A 1,726-nucleotide genomic window follows, 5' to 3' on the forward strand; every position below is an offset into this window, starting at 1 on the left:
ACGTTCATATTCAGACCCTTATCGCTGGCGCTGTCTTCCCGCCAGTTGTAAGCGTCCAGACCCATCGTGGTGTTGCCCTGATTATAATGCACGCCTATCTGTGCCAGTCCGTTTACGCCGCCGCCTTTCTGACCGTCGTCTACGCTAAAGCGCTGACCTGCTGCACCCTGCAATTCGGCGCTGTGCTGGCTTTTGCTGTAAGACAGGTTTGGCCCGCCTTCCAGTTTGGCCGACGCTGACCAGCCGTTTTGGCCGGCATAATCAAGCTGCATGCCGATTACCGCATCCACCGCACTTTCGGTGCTGGAGCCCATATTCAGGTTGAAGTCATTAGCGCCAGTTTCGTTCACGCCGCCTTCCACCGTATGGCGCAGTTTCATGCCCACAGACGGTTTAAAGCTCAGCGTATCGCTCAGGGCAAACCCACGGCCTACGCCGGTTTTCAGCTCCATATACTGCTGGCTGTTGCTGGAGTCCGCCACTTCATTAACGCCGCCGTACTGAATCGAACGGCTGCTGTCGAGCTGCTGATTATCGTAACGTAGCGCGGTATTCAGACTGTAGTTTTCATTCAGCGCCAGACTGTGCTCCAGGCCGAAGAACTGGCTGTAACCGCCGGTCAGACCGTTGTCGCCGCCGTTTTTCACATCGCCATTACCGTCCAGCCGCGCAATACCGTACTTCAGCGTCATGTTCTGGTCCGGACTCAGCGAGAACGCCTTGCTCAGCGCCATCATGTCGTACCGGGTGTTGTTGCCCAGTTCGGCACGCTGATCCCCTTTAGCTACCACGTTAAAGCCCAGACCGCTGGCGGTGACTACCGCACTGTCTGCCAGCATGCTGAAGCGGTTGCTCAGCACGCGCGCTTCGTTAAAGGCGCTGGTCGCGTTCACGCCAGAAATCTGCTTTATGGCGTGAGTGACATCAGCCACAGTTTTCAGGTTCAGGCTCTGGTAAAGCGCATTGTTGGTATAACCCGCCTCCAGCGCACCGGCCACGTTGCTGACGCTAGCGTCGGCCACGTCCTGATAGCTATTTTTGGTCATGGTGACGTCAACGTTGCCGCTGGCATCGGTTTGGCCTTGAGCCTTCCACACCACCGTATCAGACTGAATGTTTTCCGCGCCCTGAATGTCGGAGCCCTTGAACACGTTATCGAAGGTTCCGGTTTTAGCCGCGGTGCCCGCGGTGAAGCCGGTATCGATCTGAACGGAATCCAGCATCATATTACTGGCAGTTAACGAACCGGCTGAACCATCAGCATTGGTACCCACCACATAGTTTTGTAGAACCAGCGTGGTATCGGCCGGCGCTTTCGGTACGCTGCCCTGCGTTGGCGCTACCTTTGATGCCGGTACCGTCAGATCGACCACGGTGCCCGTCGTTATAGTGCCGACCGTACCCGGCGCTGAAATCGCACATCCGGTATCACACCGCAGATTTACTTCACCATTATTGATGATTTGCTTAGTCGTACCACCAAACGCGTAAGAGCTGTCAGCATAAATATTGATGACCCCGTCAGCCGCGTTATTAATCGTCGTATTGACGCCATTGCCTTTGATACCTACAAGATTGGTGCCATTGGTGCCGTTGGTTTTACCTACCTCAGTACCGACGTTAATGGTGCCACTGTTAACCAGATTCGCTGCATAACCCGTAATACCGCCGCTGATAGCCACGGCGTTGTTGCCCTGCACGGTGATGGTACCGTCGTTGTAGAAGT

General features: G+C 55.3%; 1 protein-coding gene. It reads right to left on the minus strand.

What is annotated here, in order from left to right; all coding sequences use genetic code 11:
* A partial coding sequence (locus tag GVI43_RS15685) for an autotransporter outer membrane beta-barrel domain-containing protein (protein WP_159567769.1) occupies positions 1–1,726 on the minus strand: 1,726 nt, incomplete at both ends.

Origin of the sequence: Budvicia diplopodorum (assembly GCF_009800925.1) — a bacterium.
GTDB classification, from domain to species: domain Bacteria; phylum Pseudomonadota; class Gammaproteobacteria; order Enterobacterales; family Enterobacteriaceae; genus Budvicia; species Budvicia diplopodorum.